Here is a 21,659-nt window from a genome sequence, read left to right as displayed (position 1 = left end):
TGAAAACAGCCAAATGGAAGAAAATTGTTTCAGGATATCAATTTTTTGACCCGCTCGCGCAAGACCGGCAGCACTTCGGCCTCGAACCACGGATTCCTCTTCAGCCAACCGGTGTTGCGCCAGCTCGGATGCGGCAAGGCGAGCACCGCCTGACCGGTGTTGGAGCCCAGATATGTCCGCCAGTTGCGCACCGTCTCAGTCATCGTTGCAGCGCGCCGCTCGCTAAGGTGCCAGCCTTGCGCATATTGGCCGATAGCGAGCACAAGCTCGATCTGCGGCATGGCATCCACGACCTTTTGCCGCCACCGCGGCGCGCATTCCCCGCGCGGCGGCAGATCGCTGCCCTTTTCGTCATAACCAGGAAAACAGAAGCCCATCGGCACAATGGCAAACAGGCCCGGATCATAGAACTCTTCGCGCGTCACATTGAGCCACAGCCGTAGCCGGTCTCCGGAAGCATCATTGAACGGCAGCCCGCTCTCGTGGACGCGCAGGCCCGGCGCCTGGCCGCAGATCAGGATGCGCGCCGTCGGCGAGATGACCGCGACCGGCCGCGGCTCGTGCGGCAACCGATGGTCGGGGCCGCGCGCCGGCGTGTCTCGACAGATCCGGCAGGCGGCAATCGCCGCGCATAAATCCGCCAGATCATCCCTTGCCTTGTCCGTCATTCCCTCAAGCCTTGAAAGCTACGTCTTCAACCATGCGCCAAGCCGCGACATCACCGCGTCAAGCCAGCCATCCGGTATATGGGGTCCCTCCTCCATTCCGCCACGGGTCCGGCGCCATGTGCGCGGCGCATCGAACGTACCCGCCCAGATGCCGAGCCGCTTCGCCCTCGCGGCGGCCTGCTCGGCCTCGTAGTCTCCGAAGGCAACGGCATAACCCGCACCGACCATCGCCGCATTGAGATCGCGGCCGCCCGACGAGCACACGGCCAGAAGCCGGCCATAGCGGTCGCTGCCACCCGCGTCGCATGTGGTCTTCGCATCGCCGATCAGAGCGTCCAGGTGGTCCCTGGCCCCTTTGCCGCACGGCCATGGCTGATTGTCGCGCTGACAGACCTGCCGGAGCTCCGGCGCATCGATACCGACGAGCCGGATACGCTTGCCGTCAAGAACCAGCGTGTCGCCATCGACAACTTTCACGTGGCCCGAGCTCAGTTCCTGACGGCCAGCGTCGAGGCGCGTCACGACAAGCCCGAGAAAGAGCAGAATCAAAACCGTCAGGAAAAGATCGCGGATGACGCTCACCAGACGTTTCATGGTCATCCCTACTGCCGCAAACGATAAACTCACCTTACGGAAGGCAGCTCTAAAAACAAGAAATCGCAGCAACTTCTTAAGGATTTCCCCTTATGGTTCAACGGATTCCGTTAACGCGTTTGAGATCATGAGTAAGGGCGTCAGCACCTCGACCGACAAGATCATTGTCGACAAGTCGCGCAGCCATCGCAACAAGGCTGTGTCGAAAGCCGTGCGCGCGACCCGCGAACGGCTGCAGGCCGGCCCGTCGAATGCGTCAGGTTTTGCCAGGGAGATGCTCGGGCTCCATATCGATGCGATGCTGCAGGGCGCCATCGCCATGCCGCTCTTCCTGTTTCTGGTCACCGGCGTCGGCGTCTACCTGTCTCAGACCCTCGACATCGTTGCCTGGGGCCTGATGACGCTCTGCGTCCATGCCATCGGCATTCTGGTGGCACGCCGCGCCAAGACCCATGAGATCACCGCAGAAAAAGTATCCTACTGGCGCCGCCGCTGCCTGATCGTGCAGATCGTCCTCGGCCTCTGCTGGGCAGCTTTCATGCTCCAGGATTGCGATCGCTGCGGCGAGGCCAATTTCGGTTTCTACAAGGGCGCCGTGCTGTTGATGGCGCTTGCCGCAACGGCGATGGGCACCTTCCTGCTGCGCAATGCCCTGCTCTTCACCTTCATTCCGGTCATGCTGGTGCTTGCCGGCCTGACGCTCAAGACCGGCAGCCCCGGCTACCTGGCCTTGACCGCGGTCGTTTCGACGTCGCTGATCTTCCTCGTCTTCATGACGAACCGCATGCACCGTTCGAATATCCATATTCTATCGATGCAATCCGAAAAGGATGACCTGATCGCCGAGCTCGAAGTCGCCAAGTCGATGTCGGACGAAGCGCGGCGCCGCGCCGAGGAGGCAAACCTCGCCAAATCCCGCTTCCTCGCCTCGATGTCGCACGAGCTGCGCACCCCGCTCAACGCTATCCTCGGCTTTTCCGAGGTCATGTCGACGGAGGTACTCGGGCCGCTCAACAATCCGATCTACAAGGAATATACCGGCGACATCCATCGCTCCGGCCAGCATCTGCTCGACCTGATCAACGAGATCCTCGACCTGTCTCGCATCGAGGCCGGCAAATACGACCTCAACGAAGAGGCCGTCCATCTGGTCGAGATCACCGAGGATTGCATCGGCATGGTGCAGCTTCGCGCCCGCACCAAGAACATCACCATCACCGAGCAGTTCGAACACGATATGCCGGCGGTCTGGGTCGATGAGAAGTCGATGCGTCAGGTGACGCTCAATCTCTTGTCGAACGCCGTCAAGTTCACGCCGTCCGGCGGCGAAATTTCGGTAAAGGCCGGCTGGACGGCCGGCGGCGGCCAGTACCTCTCCATCAAGGACAATGGCCCCGGCATTCCCGAGGACGAAATCCCCGTCGTGCTCTCGGCTTTCGGCCAGGGCTCGATCGCCATCAAGAGCGCCGAACAGGGAACCGGCCTCGGTCTGCCGATCGTTCAGGCGATCCTTGCCAAGCACAATGGCCAGTTCATCCTGCGCTCCAAGCTGCGCGAAGGCACGGAAGCCATCGCCATCCTGCCGTCAAAACGGGTGCTGCAGAGTATCCCAGCCGTCGAGGACGCGCCGGCGATCGAGCGGCGCCGGAAAAGCTTCGCCTGAGTTCGCCAAGCCTTTAACCCGTCAATCGGCCAGCACATGCGCCGGGCCGTGGACGCTGATCTGCACCAGATCGCCCGGCTCGGGAATTTCGAAACCGACACATTTGATCGACAGGAAATCCGGCATGGCGCGGTCGGTGCGATCAATCCGGACCAGCACCATGCAGTCGCCGCCGCCGAACTCCACATCGTCGATGCGCCCGACAGGGCCATCCGGCTCGCTCCTGGCAACAGCCGTCGTAAGCCGGATCTGTTCGGGGCGCAGCATGATCGTCGCCTGCCCGGTTTTCGATCCCGGCCCCACGGCGAGTGAACCGAGAACGCACTCAGCGCGGCCGGCGGCGATATCGGCGTCGAGCAGAATGGCCTCGCCGAGGAAGATCGCCGTTTCGCGGTCGCGCGGCTTTCCGTAAAGCGCCCGCGGCGGCCCGAACTGGACAAGCCGTCCCTGCCGCAGCACGGCCACCTGATCGGCAAAGGAAAGCGCTTCCGCCTGGTCATGCGTCACCAGGATCGCCGTCGCCCCCGCTGCTCGCAGCACCCGCGCCACCGTCCGCCGCATCGTGTCGCGCAAGCCCGTATCGAGTGCCGAGAAGGGCTCGTCCAGCAGCATCAGCCGCGGTTTCAACGCCAGCGCCCGTGCCAGCGCGACGCGCTGCTGCTGGCCGCCGGAAAGCTGGTGCGGCCGCCGGGCCGCCATGATGCCGTCGAGCTCGACCATCTCCATCAGCTCGGCGATCCGCTGGTCGCGATCCGCAGCCTTCTTGGGCAACCCGAAACCGATATTGTCGGCCACCGTCAGATGCGGAAAGAGCGCCCCGTCCTGCGAAACGATGCCGATGCCGCGTTTATGCGCCGGTACGAGCGAGCCATTGCCCGCCAGCGCTCTTCCGTCCAGCACCAGCGCGCCGCTATCGGGCGTCTCGAAACCGGCGATGATGCGCAGAAGCGTCGTCTTGCCGGAGCCTGAGGGTCCGACGATTGCCGTGCGGCCGCCCGCCTCGATCGTCATGTCGATCGCATCCAGCGCCACCGTCGGGCCGTAGGATTTCCTGATGGCGTCAATAGTCAGAAACGTCATTGTCCGGCTGCTCGTCTGGATTGGATGTAGAGGAGGAAGGTCAGCGGCAGCGATAGAAACACCATCATCACCGCATAGGGCGCCGCCGCGACATAGTCGATCTCGCTGGTGAGCGACCAGAATTTGGTCGCCAATGTCTCGACGCCGGTCGGCGACAGCATCAGCGTCGCGGTCAGTTCGTTGGTGATACCGAGCGCCACCAGCGCGGTACTCGCCGCAACGCCGGGTGCCGCCAGCCGCATCGTCGTCTGGCGAACCGCCTGCAACGGCGTCCGTCCAAGCGCCATCGCTGCGCGCTCGAGCTCCACCGGCGCCTGGGCGATGCTGGTGCGCAGGCCGACCATGGCGCGCGGCAGGAACAGCAGCACATAGGCAAGGAACAGCGTCGCGAATGTCTGGTAGAGCGGCAGGATCAGCCGCACCGTGATCGTCACCAGCGCCAGCGCCACGACGACGCCGGGAAGCGATCCGACATAATAATGACAGGCTTCGAAAATCCGTTGCAGCCGGCCGGGCGCACGCACCGACAACCAGGCCATCGGCGCAGCAGTGATCGTCGCCATGACGCCACCGGCGACGGCCAGCACCATCGTCTGCCCGAAAGCGCCACCGATGAGGTCGATCCGCCAGATCTCGGCGCCGCCGATATAAAGCCAGCGCGTCAGGGTGACGAAAGGCACGCCGATCGCCAGCGCCACCATCGCAACGTTGAGGGCAAGTGCGGGAACGGCCAGCCAACCGAGCCGCCGCGTGTCCGCCGGCCGTGCAGCACCTGAACCGACACGGGCATAACGCTCGCCGCCACGCAGGATCACCTCGAGACCGAGAAGCAGCAGGCAGCAGAAGACGAGAACACCGGCCAGCATGTTCGCCGCCGGGCCGTTGAAGGCTGACTGGAACTGGTCGACGATGGCGGTCGAAAATGTGTCGAAGCGGATCATCACGTAGAGACCGTATTCAGCCAGAAGATGCAGGCCCACCAGCAGCGAGCCGCCACAGATCGCCAGTCGCAACTGCGGCAGGATCGCACGAAAGAAGACCTGCCATGGATTGAGCCCGAGCGAAGCCGCCGCATCCTCGATCGCCGGGTCAAGACGCCTGAGTTGCGCGGCAACCGGAAGATAGAGAAACGGGAAATAGGCAAGCACGGAGACCAGCACGCCGCCCGACAAGCCGTGCAGGCCGGGAAACAGGCTGATCCAGGCATAGCTGTGCACGAAGGCCGGGACCGCGAGCGGCGCCACGCCAAGCCACGCCCAGAGGCGCGCGCCGGGCAGATCGGTTCGTTCCGTCAGCCAGGCGAGCACGACCGAAAGCACGATCGCCAGCGGAATGGTGCAGAGTTCAAGCAGCGCCGTGTTGATCAGCAACTCGCCGACGCGAGCGCGAAAGATCAGCTTTGACGCGGTCTCCCAGCCGGTCTGGATGGTGATCCAGGCGATGAAGCCGAGCGGCACGAGGCTGACGAGCGAAACCAGGGCCGCAAGCATCGTGACCCAGAGATAGGCAACCCGTGCACGACCTCTGGCGGCAACAACCAGCCGCCGCAGGGCGGAGGTGGATTCGACGTGAAACGCAGTGGCACTCAATATCTCTGCCTTCAAACCAAAAAGAATATTCGCAGCCGCCCGTCCCGAACCGCTGCGAACATCACCGGTAGTTCCGATCACACACCTAACCGGAGCGTTCCGTTCAGGTTTAGGCCCTGCCTATCACAGCAGACCGGCCGCCGTCATCAGGTCCGTGACTTTTGCGCTGTTGAGCGTCGCCGGATCGACCTTGGGATACTGCAGATCGGAGAGAGCCGGCAACGCTGCGTTCGACGCTTCGCCATTGCCGACAGCGTATTCAAAGGAATTGCCGTCGCGCAGGATTGCCTGCCCGCCCTTTCCCGTTACCCAGGCGAGGAACTTCTGGGCATTCTCCTTGTGCTGGCTGGCAGCAAGCACGCCGCCGCCGGAAATGCTGACGAAAGCGCCCGGATCTTCGTTCTTGAAGAAATGCAGCGCGACGTTCTTGCTGTTCTCGCCGGTCTTCGCCTGGTCACCGAAGTAGTAATAATGATAGATCACCGCGCCCTCGACTTCGCCGGCATTGACCGCCTTCATCGCCGTCGAGTTGCCCTTATAGGCCGTGAAGTTCTCCTTCATCGACTTCAGCCACGAAGCCGTCACCTCTTCGCCCTTGAGCGCCAGGAATGCGCTGATGATCGCCTGGAAGTCGGCGCCGGAAGGCGACGCGGCCCAGCGGCCCTTCCAGCTCGGATCGGCCAGATCGAGCATCGATTTCGGCAGCTTGTCTTCACTCAGCTTGGTCTTGTCATAGGCAAACACGGTCGAGCGGGCAGCAACGCCGGTCCAGTGACCGTTGGACGGCCGGAAGTTCTCCGGTACCTGCGCCAGTGTGTCTGCGGCGACCGGCTCGAACAGCCCCGCCCCATCGACAAGCGACATGGCCGGTGAATTTTCGGTCAGGAACACATCGGCCGGCGATGCGGCGCCTTCCTGGACGATCTGGTTGGCAAACTCCATGTCTCCACCCTTGCGCAGCGTCACCGGAATGCCGGTCTCCTTGGTGAAGGCCTCGGCCCAGGCGACGCCGAGGCTCTCATGCTGGGCGTTGTAGACGACAATACCGACGTCGTCGGCCTTGGCGGCAGTCGCGCCAAGCATCGACACGCCAAACAGCGCAGTTGCCAGCGCAAGCGCACTTGCGGAACCCGGGATCGAAATTTTCATGGAAGCCTCTCGAAATTTTTGGCCGGACCATCTGCCCGGCGGCTCCGGTATATAATTATGATTTCTTGTGTCAACTTTGATCGGCGCCGGCATGCCGTACCGCCGCTCAAATTATTTTGACCGCTCACAGGGCAATAATACCAAGGATCGATGATAGGAACCCATAGGATGGCTCATGCTGGCCTTTCGGCTAGGCGCGTTTCGAAGAGCGATGCTTTCGCATCGGTCGAGGGAGGCAACAACGCCGAAAGGCCAGCATGAGCCACCTTCGGTCGGCTTCTCTTCGCTTCCGGCGGCGTCGAGGCTCTTGCACGATGCGAAAGCATCATCCTTGGTATAAAGCCTTCGCGCGTCAGAAGGCGAAAATTTTCGAAAGGAAAACCACATAGCCCGCATAACCGGCATTGGCGAGAATCAGGCAGAGGCAGGCCAGCGATCCGAGATCCTTGGCATTCTTGCCCATCTCGGAGATTTCCGGAGAGACGCGATCGACGATCTCCTCGATCGCTGTGTTCAGCGCTTCAAAGGCGATCATCAGCAGGAACAGCACCAGCATCGCCACATATTGGAATAACGTCGCGCCGCTGACGATGAAGGCGACCATGGCAACCGCAAACGCGATGAGTTCGTGGCGAAACGCGGATTCGCCCAGCAGGCGCTTGGCGCCCCCCAGCGAGTAGCTTGCAGCGGCGAAGAAATGCGCGATGCCCGTCTGCTTCTTTACCGGCTTGCCCATGCCACGAAAGTCCTTGTCCAGATACATGTTCGCTCCTAGCGCCGCGTGGAGCGAATGCATCGAGCATGCAATTCTGACACCGGCCTGAATGTTGTCGAACGGCTGCGGGTTGTGATCAGATCGCCGCTTCCGCATAAGTGAGAAGGCATGCGGTATCAAGCCCCATCATGGCCGGACGATGGCGGCAGACGCCGCAATTAACGGGATTGCCGGGCCTTCATGCCGGACCGGGAGGAATCCCGGTGTGGCCCCGGCCGCATCCGCAACCGGGGGGCAATATCTCGGGCGCCCGTCAGCTCTTGTTGCTGACGCCGGCCTGGGCAAAGGTCGCCATGCCCGAATGACAGGCGGCGGCGGCCTTGACGATGCCCGCTGCAAGGGCAGCACCCGTGCCCTCGCCGAGCCGCATGCCGAGCGCCAGAAGCGGCGTCTTGCCGAGCATCTCGATCGCCTTCATATGGCCGGGCTCGGCCGAGACGTGGCCGATCAGGCAATGATCGAGCGCTGCCGGGTTGGCGGCACGCAGGATGGCACCAGCCGTCGTTGCCACGTAGCCGTCGATGATGACGGGGATCTTCTGCATGCGCGCGGCCAGGATCGCCCCGGCCATGGCGGCGATCTCGCGCCCGCCAAGGCGCCGCAGCACTTCCAGCGGATCGGACAGATGGTCGGCATGCAACGCAACCGCCTTTTCGACGGCAGCGATCTTGCGGGCCAGCACCTCGCCCTCCGAACCGGTGCCGGGGCCAACCCAATCCTCGGCTGTGCCACCATAGAGCGCCAGATTGATCGCGGCGGCAATCGTCGTGTTGCCGATGCCCATTTCGCCGATGCACAGAAGGTCGGTACCGCCGGCAACCGCCTCCATGCCGAAAGCCATCGTGGCGGCGCAGTCGCGCTCCGAAAGCGCCGCCTCTTCGGTGATATCGGCGGTCGGGTACTCCAACGCCAGGTCGAACACCTTCAGCCCGAGATCGTGGCTGACGCAGATCTGGTTGATGGCAGCACCACCGGCCGCGAAATTCTCGACCATCTGCGCCGTCACCGAGGGCGGAAACGGCGTCACGCCCTGCTTCGTCACGCCGTGGTTGCCGGCAAAAACCGCGACCAGCGGCCGGTTGACGGCAGGTGCCCTGCCCGTCCAGGCGGCAAGCCAGAAGGCGATCTCCTCCAGGCGGCCGAGCGCACCCGGCGGCTTGGTCAGCTGCGCGTCGCGCTCGCGCGCCGCCACCAGCGCCGCGCTGTCGGGGCCTGGCAGGTTGCGCAGCAACTCACGGAAATCGTCGAACGGCAGGCCGCTGGCACTCATGATCGGTATCCTCTTGTCGTCTCGTCGCCGGCGGATGTTTCGCCCGCCAAGGTGCTTCCTCATAGAGTGCGATCACAAATCCGGCAACGGCATTTGCGCCTGTTGGTGTCGCCGTCGCATGATCAGCCGGAAAACACCGATTCGCGGGGGGAAGCATCCCCGCTTCAAGTGGGAGCACTTGCAAGCGGATAAGATGCCCTGAAATCAAATAGGGAAGCGTTGACCACGTTCGCTTGAACGCCGGAAAACGTGGGGGAGCATCAATGTTCGAATTCCGCGATTTCATCGACGACGTGGCGCGCTCGGTCGCGTTCCTCAGCCGCATCCACATGCCGCAGCGCCATTTCGTCAATTTCGACGGACGATTGAGCCGGGCCGTACGCGCCTTTCCGGTGGCGGGGTTGCTGATCGTGCTGCCGGCGGCAGCCATCGTCTCCATCTTCAGCGCCATCCAGGCGGCGCCCCTCTTCAGCGCCGTCGTCGCTGTCACGATCCAGACGCTGATCACCGGCGCCCTGCATGAGGACGGCCTCAGCGACACGGCCGACGGCCTGGGTGGCGGCAGGACCAAGGAAAGCGCACTGGTCATCATGAAGGACAGCCGCATCGGCTCCTATGGGGCCGTCGCGCTGATCCTCTCCTTCGGCCTGCGCGTTTCGGCGCTTGCCGCAGTGATCCCGCTTGTCTCGCCAAGCAGCGCCGGCCTGCTCTTCCTTGCGACAGCAGCACTCAGCCGCACGGCGATGGTCTGGCACTGGTCGAAACTGCCGCCCGCCCGCAAGGATGGCGTCGCCGCGTCGGCCGGCGAACCAGATGCGCCGGCCGTTACATTTGCGCTGGTGCTCGGCGTCGTTTCGGCAGCTCTTCTTCTGCTGGTTTCGGGCGCATCGCTTCTCGCCGCCCTGCTGGCGATCGCAGCCTTTGCCGCCACCGTTCCCGCCTTCACCCGGATCGTCGCCGGCAAGATCGGCGGCCATACGGGCGATACAATCGGCGCTGCTCAACAACTAAGCGAAATCGCGGTTCTCGCTGCCCTTGCGCTGGCGATTTGAAACGCCGATATATTTCGAACCGCTCTTGATGGACGTTACGCCTTTATGGAATCGCCCTGCATCCTCGTCTGCTCGATCGACATGAAAACCGGCTATTGCTTCGGCTGTGGCCGCACGCGCGACGAGATCGGCGCCTGGACGCTCTATACGTCCGAAGAGCGCCGCAACATCATGGACCTCCTGCCCGCCCGGCTCGAAACGGTGGAGCGCAAGCCACGCCGCGAAACACGCCGGGCCCGCATGGCCCGCGAAAGGGTCAACCAGGAATGAACAGGCTGACCTTCCTTCTCGGCATCCTGGCGGTCGGGCTTGTCTTTCTCATCCTGAACCATGACAGCGGCCGCACCTTCGGCATCATGAACGACGACTTCGGCCGTCTTGTCTCGCTCGGCGCGATCGCGGCCTTGATCAGCACCGGCATCCTTCGGAGCCGGCGCCATATCGGCCAGAGCCTGCGCCAGTTCGCCATCTGGGTGCTGATCATCCTGGTTCTCGTCGCAGTCTATCTCTACCGCAACGACCTCCAGTCCTTCGGCAACCGGCTGGCGGGCGGTCTCATCCCCGGCCGCGCCACGGTCTTCACCGACAATGAGGGGCGCCAGGAAGTCGTGCTGCACAAGGTTCTGAACGGCCACTTCGAAACACCCGTGACGATCAATGGCGAAAGCGTCCAGATGCTGGTCGACACCGGTGCTAGCACGGTCGCCCTGTCTTTCGAAGATGCCGAAAAGCTCGGCCTCAACCCCGCCGGCCTGACTTATACCCAGACCGTGCTGACGGCCAACGGCTCAGCCCACGCCGCCCCGGTGACACTCGCCGAAGTCGCCATCGGCCCGATCGTCCGCAACAACATCCGCGCCAGCGTCGCCGAGGCAGGCATGCTCGACCAGAGCCTGCTCGGCATGAGCTTCTTGTCGACGCTGGGTTTCCTGCAGATGCAGACGGATGAGTTGCGGTTGAGGGATTAGGTGATGTGATGCCGTGGAACACTCTCCTGTTTCTATCCGCGGCGATTCTGTCGGCAAGCGCTGCGCATGCCGATGAAAACCAGTTCGCTGGACGGTGGCAGCAGGTGTATTCAAGCGCCGGTTTCTGCAAGTCCTGCCTCATCGCCGTCGTCCAACACGGGACTGTGCTGATGCTCACAGCAAACACGGGCTGGTCGGCGATTTTGCAAACGGAACTTCCAGGGCATTCCAGTTTCGCCACGGGATCGGGCAGCAAACGGAAGGGAAATCAGCCCCTCGATATCGGCTTGGCGCTCAGCGGCGAAGACCTGCACCTGCTGATGTTGGTCAAAGCCAAGGACGGCACGACCAGCTCGATCAAGGCAATTTACAGGAAGCCGTCCGAGGAAAACCCGACGACCAGAAGCTGAGCCCGCAGGCCTGGTCGCAGGTGGCGGTCCTAATTCCTCAACCGATACCCCGTCCGAAAAATCCACGTCAACAGCCCCATCAACACCGCCAGGAAGACGATGATGATCGAAAAGCTCACCACCGGACTGACGTCGGCGATCTCGAAGAAGCTCCAGCGGAAGCCGCTGATCAGGTAAAGTACCGGGTTGAAATGGCTGACCGCCTGCCAGAAGGGCGGCAGCATGTCGATCGAATAGAAGCTGCCGCCGAGGAAGACGAGCGGAGGGATGACCAGCATCGGGATCAGGTTCAACTGCTCGAAGTCCTTGGCCCAGATGCCGATGATGAAGCCGAACAGGCTGAAGGTGATGGCCGTCAGCACGAAGAACAGGATCATCACCAGGGGATGGGCGATGTGCAGGTCCACGAACAGCGCCGCGGTGCCGAGAATGATCGTGCCGATCATCACCCCCTTGGTCGCCGCCGCCCCGACATAGCCGAGCACGATTTCGGTCATCGATACCGGCGACGACAGGATCTCGTAGATCGTGCCGGTGAATTTCGGAAAGTAGATGCCGAAGGAACCGTTGCCGATGCACTGCGTGAGCAGCGTCAGCATGATCAGGCCCGGCGTGATGAAGGCACCGTAGGAGACGCCGTCAATCTCCTGGATGCGCGAGCCGACGGCGGCGCCGAAGACGATGAAGTAGAGCGAGGTCGAGATGACCGGCGAGACGACGCTCTGCAGCAGCGTGCGCCTTGTCCGCGCCATTTCGAAGAAATAGATCGACTTGACCGCTTCGAGGTTCATGCGCGTGCTCCCACCAGTTCGACGAAAATATCCTCGAGCGAACTCTGTCGTGTCGAGATGTCCTTGAGCCTGACCCCGGCCTCGGCCAGCGCCGTCAAAAGCGTCGTGATGCCGGTGCGCTCGCTTGCCGTGTTGTAATCGTAGATCAGCGAATGCCCCCCGTCCTCGATCGTCAGTTCGTAGCCGGCCAGCGTTTCGGGGATGGTCGAGATCGGCTCCTGCAGATCGACACGCAGTTCCTTGCGCCCGAGCTTCTTCATCAGCTCGTTCTTTTGCTCGATCAATAGGATTTTGCCGCCATTGATGACGCCGACCCGATCGGCGATCTCCTCCGCCTCTTCGATGTAGTGCGTCGTCAGGATGATCGTTACGCCGGTCGCGCGCAGCTTCTCGACCACCTGCCACATGTCCTTGCGCAGATTGACGTCGACGCCCGCCGTCGGCTCGTCGAGAAACAGGATGCGCGGCTCGTGGGAAAGCGCCTTGGCGATTAGCACCCGCCGTTTCATGCCGCCCGAAAGCTCGCGCAGCATGTTGTCCTTCTTGTCGTAGAGCGACAGGTCCTTCAGCACCTTCTCGATATGGCCCGGGTCCGGCTTCTTGCCGTGCAGGCCGCGCGAGAAGGACACCGTGTTCCAGACGGTCTCGAACTGGTCGGTCGTCAGTTCCTGCGGTACCAGGCCGATGATCGAGCGCGTCTCGCGAAAATCCCTGATGACGTCGAAACCGCCGACCCTGACCTCGCCGCTCGTCGGATTGACGATGCCGCAGATGATGGAGATCAGCGTCGTCTTGCCGGCACCGTTCGGGCCAAGCAGCGCGAGGATTTCGCCTTCCTCGATCTCGAGGCTGACGTCTTTGAGCGCCTGGAAGCCGGACGCATAGGTTTTCACCAGATTGGAAACGGAAACGATGGGTGCCATGAATTGTGTTCCGGAGGGGTAGGTACAGAAAGAGATGCTCTATATGGACCTTTCCGCAGCAATGTTCACCCCGGCATCGCAAAAATAGGCAGATGCCTTTTTTGCCCGAGCGGATCAGAAGACCAAGGCGTTGCGGGCGAGGACATAGAGTGCGACCGCCAGGATCAGCACCGCGAATATCCGGTTGAGGACCGCCTTGCGCCGCGCTAGGCGTGCCCCGAGCATGGTTCCACCAATGCCGCCCAGGATTCCGCCGGCGACGAATTCAGCGGCCACCACCCAGTCAATCAGGCCGGAGGCGGCATAGTTCAGCGCTGTCGCAAGCCCGAATGTGCCAATGGCCAGAAGAGACGAGCCGACCGCCTGGATCATCGGCATTCCGGTTGCGAGAATGAGGCCCGGCACGATGAGAAACCCACCGCCGATCCCGAAAAAGCCGGAGGCGGCGCCCGTTGCTGCGGCGACCAGCGCCGTCGTCAGGCACATCCGCAGGTCGACGGGACGCACGACAGCTTCGGTGGTTTTCGTCGGCTTCAGCATCAATCCGCCGACGACGATCATCAGCAACCCGAAGGCAAAGAGAAGAAGTCGCCCGTCGACAGCCTTGCCGAGCGTCGAGGCAGCGAGCGTCGCGATGGTGCCGAACAGCGCGAAAACGGCGGCGCAGCGCCACCAGACATGCCCTGCCCACGCATGAACCGTGAAATTCGCGAAGGCATTGACCGAAACGGCAACGGCGCTCGTCCCGATCGCCACATGTGGATTGGCGACGCCGACCACGTAGAGAAGCAGCGGCACGGCGAGGATCGATCCCCCGCCACCGACGAGACCGAGGGTAAAGCCGACGATGCCACCCGATCCGAGCGTAGCAACAAGGGTGGCGCTCATATCCTTGGCACCACGAAACGGTCGTGAATGATCATGCCCGCCAGCATGGCCACGACGAACCAGACAGTCGCCGGCAATCCGAGCGAGAGCGATGCCAGTGCCGGTCCGGGGCAAAGCCCGCCAATGCCCCAGCCGATGCCGAAGATGGCCGAGCCGGCGACCAGGCGGCGGTCGATCAGTCGGCCCTGCGGCATGTGGAAACGGTCGTCAAGCATCGGGGCCGCCATGCGGTTGGCCACAAGCGTGCCCAAAGCCGCGACCGCGACCGCGCCCCCGAGAACGAAGGCAAGGCTCGGATCCCAGGCACCGGTGATATCGAGAAAACCACGCACGCGGGCGGGATCGAGCATTCCGGACAAAGACAGGCCGAGACCGAAAACAAGCCCGGAAACCAGGGCGGCGATCATGCGGGAGCCGGCAGGCGTTCTCATGAAACGGCTCCCATTAAAAATACGGTCAGCACCGCCGTTGTCAGGAATGTCGCGACGGCGACAAGCGAGCGCGGCGACAGGCGCGCCAGCCCGACGACGCCGTGGCCGCTGGTGCAGCCGGAGCCCATCCGCGTGCCGAAGCCGACGAGCAGGCCGGCAACGATCAGAAGCGGCGTCGAGGCCTGTATCGTGACCGCCGGCCATGCCCCGGCGATGGCCCGGTAGCATATCGGGCCGAGCATGAGGCCGGCTACGAACGCAGTACCCACACCCGTTTGCCGGCCCTGCAGAAGCCGCCCGGCAATACCGCTTATTCCGGCGACCCGGCCGTTCGCCAACATCAGGATCGCCGCCGAAAGGCCGATCAGCATGCCGCCCGTAAGCGAGATCAGGTATACGCTCATATGCGGCCTCCATCGGCGCAGAAGATGTCGTAGAGGGCGGTGACGAGGCGCGCGGCCCTGTCTTCGGTCAGGCGGTAAAAGATCTGCTTGGCATCCCGCCTCGTTTCGACGAAACCGCCATCGCGAAGGACACCCAGTTGCTGCGATAGCGTCGGCTGGTGAATGCCGAGCAGGCCCTCAAGCTCACTCACCGATCGCTCCCCTTCGACCAGCGTGCAGACGATCATCAGCCGGTTCGGATTGGCGAGGATGCGCAGAAACTCGGCGGCGTCCGTGGCGCGCGCTGCCATATCGGCACGCAGATGCGGCTGGGTGGGCGATGCTGTGTTCATGTGCTTACTCCCAGGCGGCGCCGCTCAATGCATCAAGCGGAATTTTCAGATAACGCCGGCCATTGTCCTCCGGCTCGGGTAGCCTGCCGCCGCGGATGTTGACCTGCAGCGCATGCAGGATGAGCTTCGGCATCGGCAAGGTTGCATCGCGCGCCTTGCGCAGGCGGATGAAATCCTCGGCACTGCGCCCGGCCACATGCGGATTGTTCCGCTTCTGGGCGCCGACTGTACTTTCCCACAGCGGGGGGCGGCCATCTGGCTGGTAATCATGCCCGGTAAAGACGCGCGTCTCCTCGGGCAGCGACAGGATCGCCTGGATCGTTTCCCACAGCCGCCGGGCGCTCCCGCCGGGGAAATCGGCACGCGCGGTGCCGCTGTCGGGCATGAAAAGCGTGTCGTGCACGAAGGCCGCATCTCCGATCACATAGGTGACCGAGGCCAGCGTATGCCCCGGCGAGAACATCACCCTTCCCTCGATCGAGCCGATCCTGAACGTATCGCCGTCGGCAAACAGCCGATCCCATTGCGAACCGTCCGTGGCAAGGCCCGGCAGATTGTAGAGCCCGCTCCAAAGCCGCTGCACGTCGACGACGCGCTCGCCGATCGCGGTTTGCGCGCCGGTTTTCTCTTTCAGATAGGCGGCGGCAGAAAAATGATCCGCATGGGGATGCGTATCGAGGATCCAGGTGGCCGAGAGTTTCCGCTCCGCCACGTAGGCGAGAATGGCATCGGCCTCGACGGTGGCCGTCGCCCCCGATTTCTCGTCGTAATCCAGGACCGGATCGATGATTGCGCAGGCGCCCGTCTGCGGATCGGACACCACATATTGCACGCTTCCGGTCCGCGCATGGTAGAATCCCCGCACATCCGGTTTTTGCGCAGCAATCGGCGCGATGGCATCCAACGGCATGCGATGCTCCTGAGCGTTTATCAATTAACGATTACATATATTATATAATATCATTTTGCAAGGCGGAACACGGCGGCAAACCGCCCTCGCCTGCTTGCGGCAGCGACGAGCCCCGCACCCGTCAGCCCGCCCGTGCTCAATCGCAGTGCCGGTAGCCCGACTTGCGGTTCCTCAGGTCGAAATGGAAGTGATCCTTGTGCTGCGGGTCGCTGCCGGGGCCGAGCACGGTGTTGAAATATTTGCAGCTGTCGTTGCGTACCGCCTTCAACAGCCCCTTTTCGCGGAAGGCGAAGAAGCCCGGCTTGCGCACGTCGATCTCCTTGCCAGATTTCAGCACGAACTTGCCGACGTCGATGGCGTTGCCGCGGGCATGTTCCGACATCGGGTTGCCGCGCCGCGAATTCATCGTCCGGCAGGAATAGCCGCCGAGCGGCTTGATCGTCTTGACGCCGGAGAGGTAGCGGTAGCGGGCCGACGGCGCCAGCTCGTTCTTCACCCACAGGGCAAAGGCTTCGGTCACCTCGCAATTGAGCTTGACGGCGGGCTTGACGTCGATGCCGCCGGAAAGGCCGGTCAGTTCGATCGGATATTCGATGCCGCAGGCTTTGCCATCATAGATGCGCGGAATGTCGGTGAACTCGACGCGCAGCTTCTTCAGCCGCTTTCGGCAGGCGACTTCGGAGGCCGGCATTCGGCCGATGAAATCAGGTTCGCTCAAAGGGTTTTCGGCGCGCGGCAGGAATGCCACCTGCTGCTCTTCCTGCGCCTGTTGCCGGCGCAGCATCACCCGCTGCTGCTGTTCGAGAAACTGTGCCTTGCGTGCCTCCTCGGCTGCGATTTTCTCCGCGCTCAACGGCGGCAGGTCCGGATCATAGCCGGGATCCGCGTCTGTCGAGGCCATCGCGACCTGCGGCCCGCCGAGCTGCTGCACCGTATCGCCGCCGATGCCGCCGACCACCGGCTGGCTGGCATTACCCTCGGCGATCTCATTGCCCACCCCGATATCGCGGTTCTGCTCCTCGGCAAGGCCGACGACCGGCGCCGGCTCGACACCCAGCATCGCATCCATGTTGACGCCTTCGGGCGGCACGATCATCGGCTGAACGTTCGCCATGGCGGAGGGCCGCTGCCCACCGTCCAGTGGCTCGCCATCGATCATCGGTAGCCGCCCGCTTGTCTGCATCCGCGGATCAGCGGGAACGGCACCGTCTGAATTTTCGGAGAATGTGCTGACCGGCGTCTCCGCCGAGGGATAGGCGTTTTCGCGCATCCGGCGTTCGCGTACCGGTTCGATGGCGCTGACCCGCGTCGACGAATCAATCCGGGCCGGCGGGCTGAGATCGTCCGTCGAACAGGCCGTCAGCGACAGCGACAGCACCAGGACGTGCGCGGGCCGCCGGAAAAGGGAAACCATACTCATTGCCGCCCTCTGCGCCGCGCGTCGAAGCGGAAAGAACGCCGCAACGCTGTTACACTCGTGATGACGTTGCGCCAAAACGCACCATCCCTACTCCGCCCGGCCCTGCTTGAAGCCTGAGGTCCGCCTGTGTCGAAAGGCGGGCATCGGTTCGCAAAGACGGTGATGAAGCAGATTTTATGCAAACAGGGTAAACGAAGCCTTTCGTTTTCCTTGCCGGATGTGGTCCCTGCCCGCCTCGACGCCGGCAGGAACGTCCGTCACAAATGCCTGACGGAGAGCGCCCCGCCCCATTTTCCGTTGAGATAGTCGCAGACAAGCTGGCGGTGGCACTGGTGCGGCAAGGGCTCGGAGCAGAGCAGGCAACTCCCCGCAAACATCGCAGGCTCAAGCCGGCTCTCGATCCGGCGCTCCGCCATCAGGCTCATGAACCGATGGCGCATCGTGTTCCAGTCGCCTTTCTCCTTCTTGAAGGCGGTGAGAATGTCTTCGGTCGGCGCGAGCAGCGGTTGATGGACGTAGTCCGCGCCACACAGTTCTTTAAGAAAATACGGCAGATCGCCGGACTTGGCGAAACCGGCCAGCTGGGACGTGTTGTGAAGCCGGATGTCCATCACCCTCTTCACGCCGGCCTGCCGGAGACGGCCGAAGAAATCCGCCGCGCTGCTCTGGGTGAACCCGATCGTGGTAACGTCTACCTGCATCTGCCCCTCCTCGCATTTTTCCCAGCTCACGGAACAATGCAAATACCGATCCTATCGCATCTCCAGCAGCAGCGCGCGATGGTCGGAGACTTCGGGCTGCTCGACCACGTCGAAGCCCACGACCTCCACCTTCGGAGTCACCAGCAGATAGTCGGCAAAGCGTCCCGGCTTTTCGTAGTAGGACGTCCGCGTATCGTTATGCCCCCGCGCGGTCACAAGATCGGACAGCCCCAGATCGGCGAGCGCACCGAACATCCGGCTCTCCGGCAGGACGTTGAAATCGCCGCAGACCACCAGCCGCTCATCGCCGCGCCACAGGTTCAGGATGATGTCGATCAGCGCCTCCGTCTGCTTGTCGCGGGTCGGCGTATCGCCCTTGCCGTTGAGATCGCGAAGACCGTGCATCTGGATGATCGTCACCGGAAAGCCGTCCTTATAGCTGAACAGCCGGACACAATGGGCGTTGCGCGGCCGCGGATGCGGTCCCCAGCCGTCCGGTGAAAATTCACCATGGACGAAATCGCTTGCCTGGCCGATGACGGCCAGCGAACGGCGCACAAACGTTGCCAGTCCGAATTCGGATGGAACTTCCTCGTCGCCATCAAACAGCGTGCCACGCGCGGTGGGACAAAAGAAGGCATCATGGGACGGAAGTGCGGTACGGATCTCGTCGAACAGATTGGCCCGTTGCGGCAGTTCCACGCCATGATCCCGGTAGACCAGCCAGTCCGATGTCGCAGCCGCCGTACGCACCACCTCCTGCAGGCAGATCACATCCGCGTCCACATCGACGAGATAACGCATCAGCGGTGCATAAACCCGGCCACCCCATGCGTTCAATGAAACGATGCGCAGAGACATACCGCCGCTTCCTCTTTTCCGTCGTCAACTGTGAACCGCCCTGAATAGGGCGGCTCGATCGTCAGACGAGTGTGCCCGCCCTATTGGCACGGACCGTTGTCGATCACCCGGAACCCCTCTGCCTCAGCCATACAGGCATTCGGAAAGGTCTGCCGCTGACGCCCCTGGCGGGCGCAGACCGGCGCGAATTCGCGGGTGCAGGCCCGTGGCCGGCGATCGGGATCACGGCTAGGCCGCATGCCGGTATCGTCGATGGGCTGAAAATCCGGGCGGCGGCATTCGCCGCGGCCGATCACGCGGAAGCCTTCGGCTTCGGCCATGCAGCCGTTGGCAAACGTCTGCTGGCGGCGTCCCTGGCGGGCGCAAACGGGATCGTATTCGCGCGTGCAGAACTGCGGGCGATCATCGCCGAAATCGGGCCGCTCCGGCCGGCATTCGCCGCGGCCGATGATGCGGTATCCCTCGGCCCGCGCCTGGCAGGCATTGCCGAAGGTCCGGCGGTTGTCGCCGCGGCGGGCGCAAACCGGGTCATATTCCATCGTGCACATCTGCGCGAAGGACGGTTCCGGACGCGGGCGGGGTTCGTCGACGACGACGGTGCAGGCCGAAAGCAGGCTGAGCGACAGCGCCACCAGCGCCCCGATCCGGGACATAACACGTCGAAACGGCGTCACTGGCAGTCCTCCCATTTTTTAAACGTCGCACATCGGAGCCCGACGCGGCGGGACGCTGTAACACCTTGAATCACGGCGCCATTCTCGCTGTAAATCCGGCATGGTCAAGGCATGCGTCGCGAATGGCGCGACGATCGCCCAAAAACCTCAGATTGCGCCTTTCCATATCGTGCAATCGCCAGGGAGCAAGAAAGAGCCCGCGTCCTTGCGAACGCGGGCAGTCGGCATTTCCGTCTTTTTGTATGGATCAGGCAGCGCGCCCGTAGGCGGTCTGGCTGCTGCTGCTGGATGACAGGCGGAAGGTCTGCAGCAGGCTCTTCAGCTCGCGGCTCTCCTGCGCCAGCGTCTGGCTCGCCGCCGTCGTCTCCTCGACCATCGCCGCATTCTGCTGGGTCATCTGGTCCATGCTGTTGACGGCCGTATTGACCTCGGCAAGACCGGTTGCCTGCTCACGCGCAGCCGTGGCGATCGAGGCCACGTGGTCGTTTACCCGGTTGACCAGCGCCTCGATCTCCATCAGCGCGTCTCCGGTCGAGCACACCAGCGTCACGCCGGTTTCGACTTCCGTTGCCGAATTGCGGATCAGTTCCTTGATCTCCTTGGCAGCACCCGCCGAACGCTGCGCCAGTTCGCGCACTTCCTGGGCGACGACCGCAAAGCCGCGGCCGGCTTCGCCTGCCCGCGCCGCTTCGACGCCGGCGTTAAGCGCAAGCAGGTTGGTCTGGAAGGCGATCTCGTCGATGACGCCGATGATCTGGCTGATACGGCTGGAGGAGCCCTCGATGCGGCTCATCGCGGCAACCGCATTGCGGACGATGTCGCCGGATTTGGCGGCGCTGCCCTTCGTCTCGTTGACCATCTCGCGCGCTTCGGCCGCCCGCTCGGATGCGCTCTTCACCGTCGAGGTGATCTCGTCCAGCGCCGCCGCGGTCTCTTCAAGGGCTGCGGCCTGCTGCTCGGTGCGGCGCGACAGGTTGTTGGCGGCTTGCGAAATGTCGCCGGCGCTGCCATGGACCACTTCGGTCGATTGCGCGATCGACTGGATGACACCGCGCAGCGCCGTCACCGCCGTGTTGAAATCCTCGCGCAGCTTGGAATATTCCGGCGCGATGCGGCCGATTTCGGCCGTCAGGTCGCCACTCGCCAGCTTTTCCAGCGCTGCTCCGATCGTCGCCATGGCATCGGCCTGCGCCTGCGCGCCGGACTGCAGGCGGTGCTCGTTGCTGCGGCGTTCTTCATCGAGCTGGCTCTGCTGTCCGGCCTCGCGCTCGCGAAGCTCGATGCGCTCTTTGACCGAGTCGCGCAGAACGACCAGCACACTCGCCATCTGGCCGATCTCGTCCTTGCGGTCGGTTTCCGGCACCGCGCCCGAAACATCCTCGTCCGCGATCGCCCGCATCGAGGACTTCAGGCGTTCGACCGGGCGAACGACGCTGCGAACGATCGAAAAGGCGGCAAGCAGGATGATGAGGGCTGCGACGCCGCAGATCACCGCAACCTGGATCAGGCCTTCACGGAACATTGCAGCAAGGTCGTCGGCGTAGACGCCGGTACCGACGACCCAGCCCCAGGGCTTGAATCCGGCAACATGCGAATATTTCAGCACTGGTTCTTCTGCACCCGGCTTCGGCCAGTAGTAGTCGACGAAGCCCTTGCCCTCGGCTTTAACGGTGTTGACGAACTCGATGAACAGATGCTTGCCGTTCGGATCCTTGTTTTCGGTAAGGTCCGTACCGTTCAATGCAGGCTTGATCGGATGCATCACCATTTTCGGCTGCATGTCGTTGATCCAGAAATAGCCGTTGCCCTGATAGCGCATCGCACTGACCGCCTCGATGGCGCGCGCCTGCGCGTCCGCCTGACTGAGCGTGCCGGCCTGTTCCTGCTTGTAATAGGCCTCGAAGACCGTGACGGCATTCTCGTTCATCGCCGCGAGCATCGCCTTGCGCTGCGCGACCAGCTTGTCCTGCTCCTGAAACAGGCCAAGCATCATGACGGCGGCCATGGTCACAAGTGCCAGTCCCACCAGCGCATACAGCCGCACGGAAATACGAAAATTCTTCATAGAGCAAGGCCCCCCTCGGATTTAGAGGCCACAAGGTACAG

At 63.0% G+C, this 21,659-nt stretch carries 23 protein-coding genes and 1 pseudogene; 5 read left to right on the top strand and 19 right to left on the bottom strand.

What is annotated here, in order from left to right; translation table 11 throughout:
- Positions 1-29 precede the first annotated feature (29 nt).
- Positions 30-668 carry a uracil-DNA glycosylase family protein gene (locus tag ACSQ2Z_RS09980; RefSeq protein ID WP_436081054.1) on the bottom strand — a complete coding sequence of 213 codons (639 nt, stop codon included), beginning with the start codon at positions 666-668 and terminating at the stop codon, positions 30-32.
- A gap of 18 nt (positions 669-686) precedes the next feature.
- The gene (locus tag ACSQ2Z_RS09975) at positions 687-1,268 is read right to left on the bottom strand and encodes a thermonuclease family protein (RefSeq protein ID WP_436081053.1); all 582 of its coding nucleotides are present in this window, start codon (positions 1,266-1,268) and stop codon (positions 687-689) included.
- Positions 1,269-1,389: 121 nt separating this feature from the next.
- Here ACSQ2Z_RS09975 and ACSQ2Z_RS09970 point away from each other — a divergent pair, with 121 nt between their 5' ends.
- Positions 1,390-2,925 carry a sensor histidine kinase gene (locus tag ACSQ2Z_RS09970; protein WP_436081052.1) on the top strand — a complete coding sequence of 512 codons (1,536 nt, stop codon included), beginning with the start codon at positions 1,390-1,392 and terminating at the stop codon, positions 2,923-2,925.
- Positions 2,926-2,946: 21 nt separating this feature from the next.
- Here the strand turns inward: ACSQ2Z_RS09970 and ACSQ2Z_RS09965 are convergent, their stop codons facing one another.
- The 5 genes from ACSQ2Z_RS09965 to cobT form a co-directional block, all read right to left on the bottom strand.
- Complete coding sequence (locus ACSQ2Z_RS09965) at positions 2,947-4,005, bottom strand: ABC transporter ATP-binding protein (RefSeq protein WP_436081051.1); 1,059 nt, start codon at positions 4,003-4,005, stop codon at positions 2,947-2,949.
- Positions 4,002-5,495 (bottom strand): ABC transporter permease, encoded by a 1,494-nt coding sequence (locus tag ACSQ2Z_RS09960; protein WP_436083043.1) that lies wholly within the window; start codon positions 5,493-5,495, stop codon positions 4,002-4,004. The genes ACSQ2Z_RS09965 and ACSQ2Z_RS09960 overlap by 4 nt, the downstream gene beginning before the upstream one ends.
- A 222-nt stretch (positions 5,496-5,717) precedes the next feature.
- A complete protein-coding gene (locus ACSQ2Z_RS09955; protein ID WP_436081050.1) occupies positions 5,718-6,743 on the bottom strand; it encodes an iron ABC transporter substrate-binding protein in 1,026 nt (341 codons plus the stop codon).
- 352 nt (positions 6,744-7,095) lie between these two features.
- Positions 7,096-7,506, bottom strand: coding sequence for a diacylglycerol kinase (locus ACSQ2Z_RS09950; protein ID WP_436081049.1), 411 nt, complete (start codon positions 7,504-7,506; stop codon positions 7,096-7,098).
- 265 nt (positions 7,507-7,771) lie between these two features.
- Complete coding sequence (gene cobT, locus ACSQ2Z_RS09945) at positions 7,772-8,788, bottom strand: nicotinate-nucleotide--dimethylbenzimidazole phosphoribosyltransferase (protein WP_436081048.1); 1,017 nt, start codon at positions 8,786-8,788, stop codon at positions 7,772-7,774.
- Between the two features lie 263 nt (positions 8,789-9,051).
- On the opposite strand from cobT, the gene ACSQ2Z_RS09940 reads away from it, so the two are divergent.
- From ACSQ2Z_RS09940 to ACSQ2Z_RS09925, 4 genes are read left to right on the top strand one after another with little or no spacing between them, the layout of a single operon-like run.
- On the top strand, positions 9,052-9,840 hold the full coding sequence (locus ACSQ2Z_RS09940) for an adenosylcobinamide-GDP ribazoletransferase (RefSeq protein ID WP_436081047.1): 789 nt from the start codon (positions 9,052-9,054) through the stop codon (positions 9,838-9,840).
- Between the two features lie 45 nt (positions 9,841-9,885).
- The gene (locus ACSQ2Z_RS09935) at positions 9,886-10,110 is read left to right on the top strand and encodes a DUF1289 domain-containing protein (RefSeq protein ID WP_436081046.1); all 225 of its coding nucleotides are present in this window, start codon (positions 9,886-9,888) and stop codon (positions 10,108-10,110) included.
- Positions 10,107-10,808 carry a retropepsin-like aspartic protease family protein gene (locus tag ACSQ2Z_RS09930; RefSeq protein WP_436081045.1) on the top strand — a complete coding sequence of 234 codons (702 nt, stop codon included), beginning with the start codon at positions 10,107-10,109 and terminating at the stop codon, positions 10,806-10,808. Before ACSQ2Z_RS09935 ends, ACSQ2Z_RS09930 begins: the two co-directional genes overlap by 4 nt.
- An 8-nt stretch (positions 10,809-10,816) precedes the next feature.
- The gene (locus tag ACSQ2Z_RS09925) at positions 10,817-11,218 is read left to right on the top strand and encodes a hypothetical protein (RefSeq protein ID WP_436081044.1); all 402 of its coding nucleotides are present in this window, start codon (positions 10,817-10,819) and stop codon (positions 11,216-11,218) included.
- Positions 11,219-11,247: 29 nt separating this feature from the next.
- Here the strand turns inward: ACSQ2Z_RS09925 and ACSQ2Z_RS09920 are convergent, their stop codons facing one another.
- From ACSQ2Z_RS09920 to ACSQ2Z_RS09865, 12 genes and pseudogenes are all read right to left on the bottom strand, one after another.
- Complete coding sequence (locus tag ACSQ2Z_RS09920) at positions 11,248-12,009, bottom strand: ABC transporter permease (RefSeq protein ID WP_436081043.1); 762 nt, start codon at positions 12,007-12,009, stop codon at positions 11,248-11,250.
- Positions 12,006-12,932 (bottom strand): ABC transporter ATP-binding protein, encoded by a 927-nt coding sequence (locus ACSQ2Z_RS09915; RefSeq protein ID WP_436081042.1) that lies wholly within the window; start codon positions 12,930-12,932, stop codon positions 12,006-12,008. Before ACSQ2Z_RS09915 ends, ACSQ2Z_RS09920 begins: the two co-directional genes overlap by 4 nt.
- A gap of 114 nt (positions 12,933-13,046) precedes the next feature.
- On the bottom strand, positions 13,047-13,820 hold the full coding sequence (locus tag ACSQ2Z_RS09910; protein WP_436081041.1) for a sulfite exporter TauE/SafE family protein: 774 nt from the start codon (positions 13,818-13,820) through the stop codon (positions 13,047-13,049).
- Positions 13,817-14,251: a DUF6691 family protein gene (locus ACSQ2Z_RS09905; RefSeq protein WP_436081040.1), complete on the bottom strand. Its 435-nt coding sequence runs from the start codon at positions 14,249-14,251 to the stop codon at positions 13,817-13,819. The genes ACSQ2Z_RS09910 and ACSQ2Z_RS09905 overlap by 4 nt, the downstream gene beginning before the upstream one ends.
- Positions 14,248-14,655, bottom strand: a complete 408-nt coding sequence (locus tag ACSQ2Z_RS09900; protein ID WP_436081039.1) for a YeeE/YedE family protein — start codon at positions 14,653-14,655, stop codon at positions 14,248-14,250. The genes ACSQ2Z_RS09905 and ACSQ2Z_RS09900 overlap by 4 nt, the downstream gene beginning before the upstream one ends.
- Positions 14,652-14,987 carry an ArsR/SmtB family transcription factor gene (locus tag ACSQ2Z_RS09895; protein WP_018324580.1) on the bottom strand — a complete coding sequence of 112 codons (336 nt, stop codon included), beginning with the start codon at positions 14,985-14,987 and terminating at the stop codon, positions 14,652-14,654. Before ACSQ2Z_RS09895 ends, ACSQ2Z_RS09900 begins: the two co-directional genes overlap by 4 nt.
- Before the next feature lie 4 nt (positions 14,988-14,991).
- Positions 14,992-15,870: pseudogene (locus tag ACSQ2Z_RS09890) on the bottom strand (MBL fold metallo-hydrolase); the annotation flags it as partial.
- 163 nt (positions 15,871-16,033) lie between these two features.
- Positions 16,034-17,317: an extensin-like domain-containing protein gene (locus ACSQ2Z_RS09885; RefSeq protein WP_436081038.1), complete on the bottom strand. Its 1,284-nt coding sequence runs from the start codon at positions 17,315-17,317 to the stop codon at positions 16,034-16,036.
- A 257-nt stretch (positions 17,318-17,574) separates the two neighbouring features.
- Positions 17,575-18,018 carry a DUF488 domain-containing protein gene (locus tag ACSQ2Z_RS09880; RefSeq protein WP_436081037.1) on the bottom strand — a complete coding sequence of 148 codons (444 nt, stop codon included), beginning with the start codon at positions 18,016-18,018 and terminating at the stop codon, positions 17,575-17,577.
- Positions 18,019-18,069: 51 nt separating this feature from the next.
- On the bottom strand, positions 18,070-18,879 hold the full coding sequence (locus ACSQ2Z_RS09875; RefSeq protein WP_436081036.1) for an endonuclease/exonuclease/phosphatase family protein: 810 nt from the start codon (positions 18,877-18,879) through the stop codon (positions 18,070-18,072).
- A gap of 80 nt (positions 18,880-18,959) precedes the next feature.
- On the bottom strand, positions 18,960-19,553 hold the full coding sequence (locus ACSQ2Z_RS09870; protein ID WP_436081035.1) for a Kazal-type serine protease inhibitor family protein: 594 nt from the start codon (positions 19,551-19,553) through the stop codon (positions 18,960-18,962).
- A 247-nt stretch (positions 19,554-19,800) separates the two neighbouring features.
- A complete protein-coding gene (locus tag ACSQ2Z_RS09865) occupies positions 19,801-21,618 on the bottom strand; it encodes a methyl-accepting chemotaxis protein (protein ID WP_436081034.1) in 1,818 nt (605 codons plus the stop codon).
- Positions 21,619-21,659: the final 41 nt, after the last annotated feature.

The organism is Pararhizobium sp. LjRoot235, assembly GCF_964254145.1.
Lineage (GTDB): Bacteria > Pseudomonadota > Alphaproteobacteria > Rhizobiales > Rhizobiaceae > Pararhizobium.
This window is presented reverse-complemented; position numbering and strand designations above follow the sequence as displayed.

Bases quoted from the DNA above. Each gene is read 5' to 3' on its own strand.
- ACSQ2Z_RS09915 (WP_436081042.1), bottom strand. From the start codon at position 12,932: ATGGCACCCATCGTTTCCGTTTCCAATCTGGTGAAAACCTATGCGTCC.
- ACSQ2Z_RS09935 (WP_436081046.1), top strand. From the start codon at position 9,886: ATGGAATCGCCCTGCATCCTCGTCTGCTCGATCGACATGAAAACCGGC.
- ACSQ2Z_RS09905 (WP_436081040.1), bottom strand. From the start codon at position 14,251: ATGAGAACGCCTGCCGGCTCCCGCATGATCGCCGCCCTGGTTTCCGGG.
- cobT (WP_436081048.1), bottom strand. From the start codon at position 8,788: ATGAGTGCCAGCGGCCTGCCGTTCGACGATTTCCGTGAGTTGCTGCGC.
- ACSQ2Z_RS09910 (WP_436081041.1), bottom strand. From the start codon at position 13,820: ATGAGCGCCACCCTTGTTGCTACGCTCGGATCGGGTGGCATCGTCGGC.
- ACSQ2Z_RS09930 (WP_436081045.1), top strand. From the start codon at position 10,107: ATGAACAGGCTGACCTTCCTTCTCGGCATCCTGGCGGTCGGGCTTGTC.
- ACSQ2Z_RS09975 (WP_436081053.1), bottom strand. From the start codon at position 1,268: ATGACCATGAAACGTCTGGTGAGCGTCATCCGCGATCTTTTCCTGACG.
- ACSQ2Z_RS09865 (WP_436081034.1), bottom strand. From the start codon at position 21,618: ATGAAGAATTTTCGTATTTCCGTGCGGCTGTATGCGCTGGTGGGACTG.
- ACSQ2Z_RS09900 (WP_436081039.1), bottom strand. From the start codon at position 14,655: ATGAGCGTATACCTGATCTCGCTTACGGGCGGCATGCTGATCGGCCTT.
- ACSQ2Z_RS09955 (WP_436081050.1), bottom strand. From the start codon at position 6,743: ATGAAAATTTCGATCCCGGGTTCCGCAAGTGCGCTTGCGCTGGCAACT.
- ACSQ2Z_RS09875 (WP_436081036.1), bottom strand. From the start codon at position 18,879: ATGTCTCTGCGCATCGTTTCATTGAACGCATGGGGTGGCCGGGTTTAT.
- ACSQ2Z_RS09970 (WP_436081052.1), top strand. From the start codon at position 1,390: ATGAGTAAGGGCGTCAGCACCTCGACCGACAAGATCATTGTCGACAAG.
- ACSQ2Z_RS09940 (WP_436081047.1), top strand. From the start codon at position 9,052: ATGTTCGAATTCCGCGATTTCATCGACGACGTGGCGCGCTCGGTCGCG.
- ACSQ2Z_RS09980 (WP_436081054.1), bottom strand. From the start codon at position 668: ATGACGGACAAGGCAAGGGATGATCTGGCGGATTTATGCGCGGCGATT.
- ACSQ2Z_RS09965 (WP_436081051.1), bottom strand. From the start codon at position 4,005: ATGACGTTTCTGACTATTGACGCCATCAGGAAATCCTACGGCCCGACG.
- ACSQ2Z_RS09920 (WP_436081043.1), bottom strand. From the start codon at position 12,009: ATGAACCTCGAAGCGGTCAAGTCGATCTATTTCTTCGAAATGGCGCGG.
- ACSQ2Z_RS09885 (WP_436081038.1), bottom strand. From the start codon at position 17,317: ATGAGTATGGTTTCCCTTTTCCGGCGGCCCGCGCACGTCCTGGTGCTG.
- ACSQ2Z_RS09895 (WP_018324580.1), bottom strand. From the start codon at position 14,987: ATGAACACAGCATCGCCCACCCAGCCGCATCTGCGTGCCGATATGGCA.
- ACSQ2Z_RS09925 (WP_436081044.1), top strand. From the start codon at position 10,817: ATGCCGTGGAACACTCTCCTGTTTCTATCCGCGGCGATTCTGTCGGCA.
- ACSQ2Z_RS09950 (WP_436081049.1), bottom strand. From the start codon at position 7,506: ATGTATCTGGACAAGGACTTTCGTGGCATGGGCAAGCCGGTAAAGAAG.
- ACSQ2Z_RS09880 (WP_436081037.1), bottom strand. From the start codon at position 18,018: ATGCAGGTAGACGTTACCACGATCGGGTTCACCCAGAGCAGCGCGGCG.
- ACSQ2Z_RS09960 (WP_436083043.1), bottom strand. From the start codon at position 5,495: ATGCTTGCGGCCCTGGTTTCGCTCGTCAGCCTCGTGCCGCTCGGCTTC.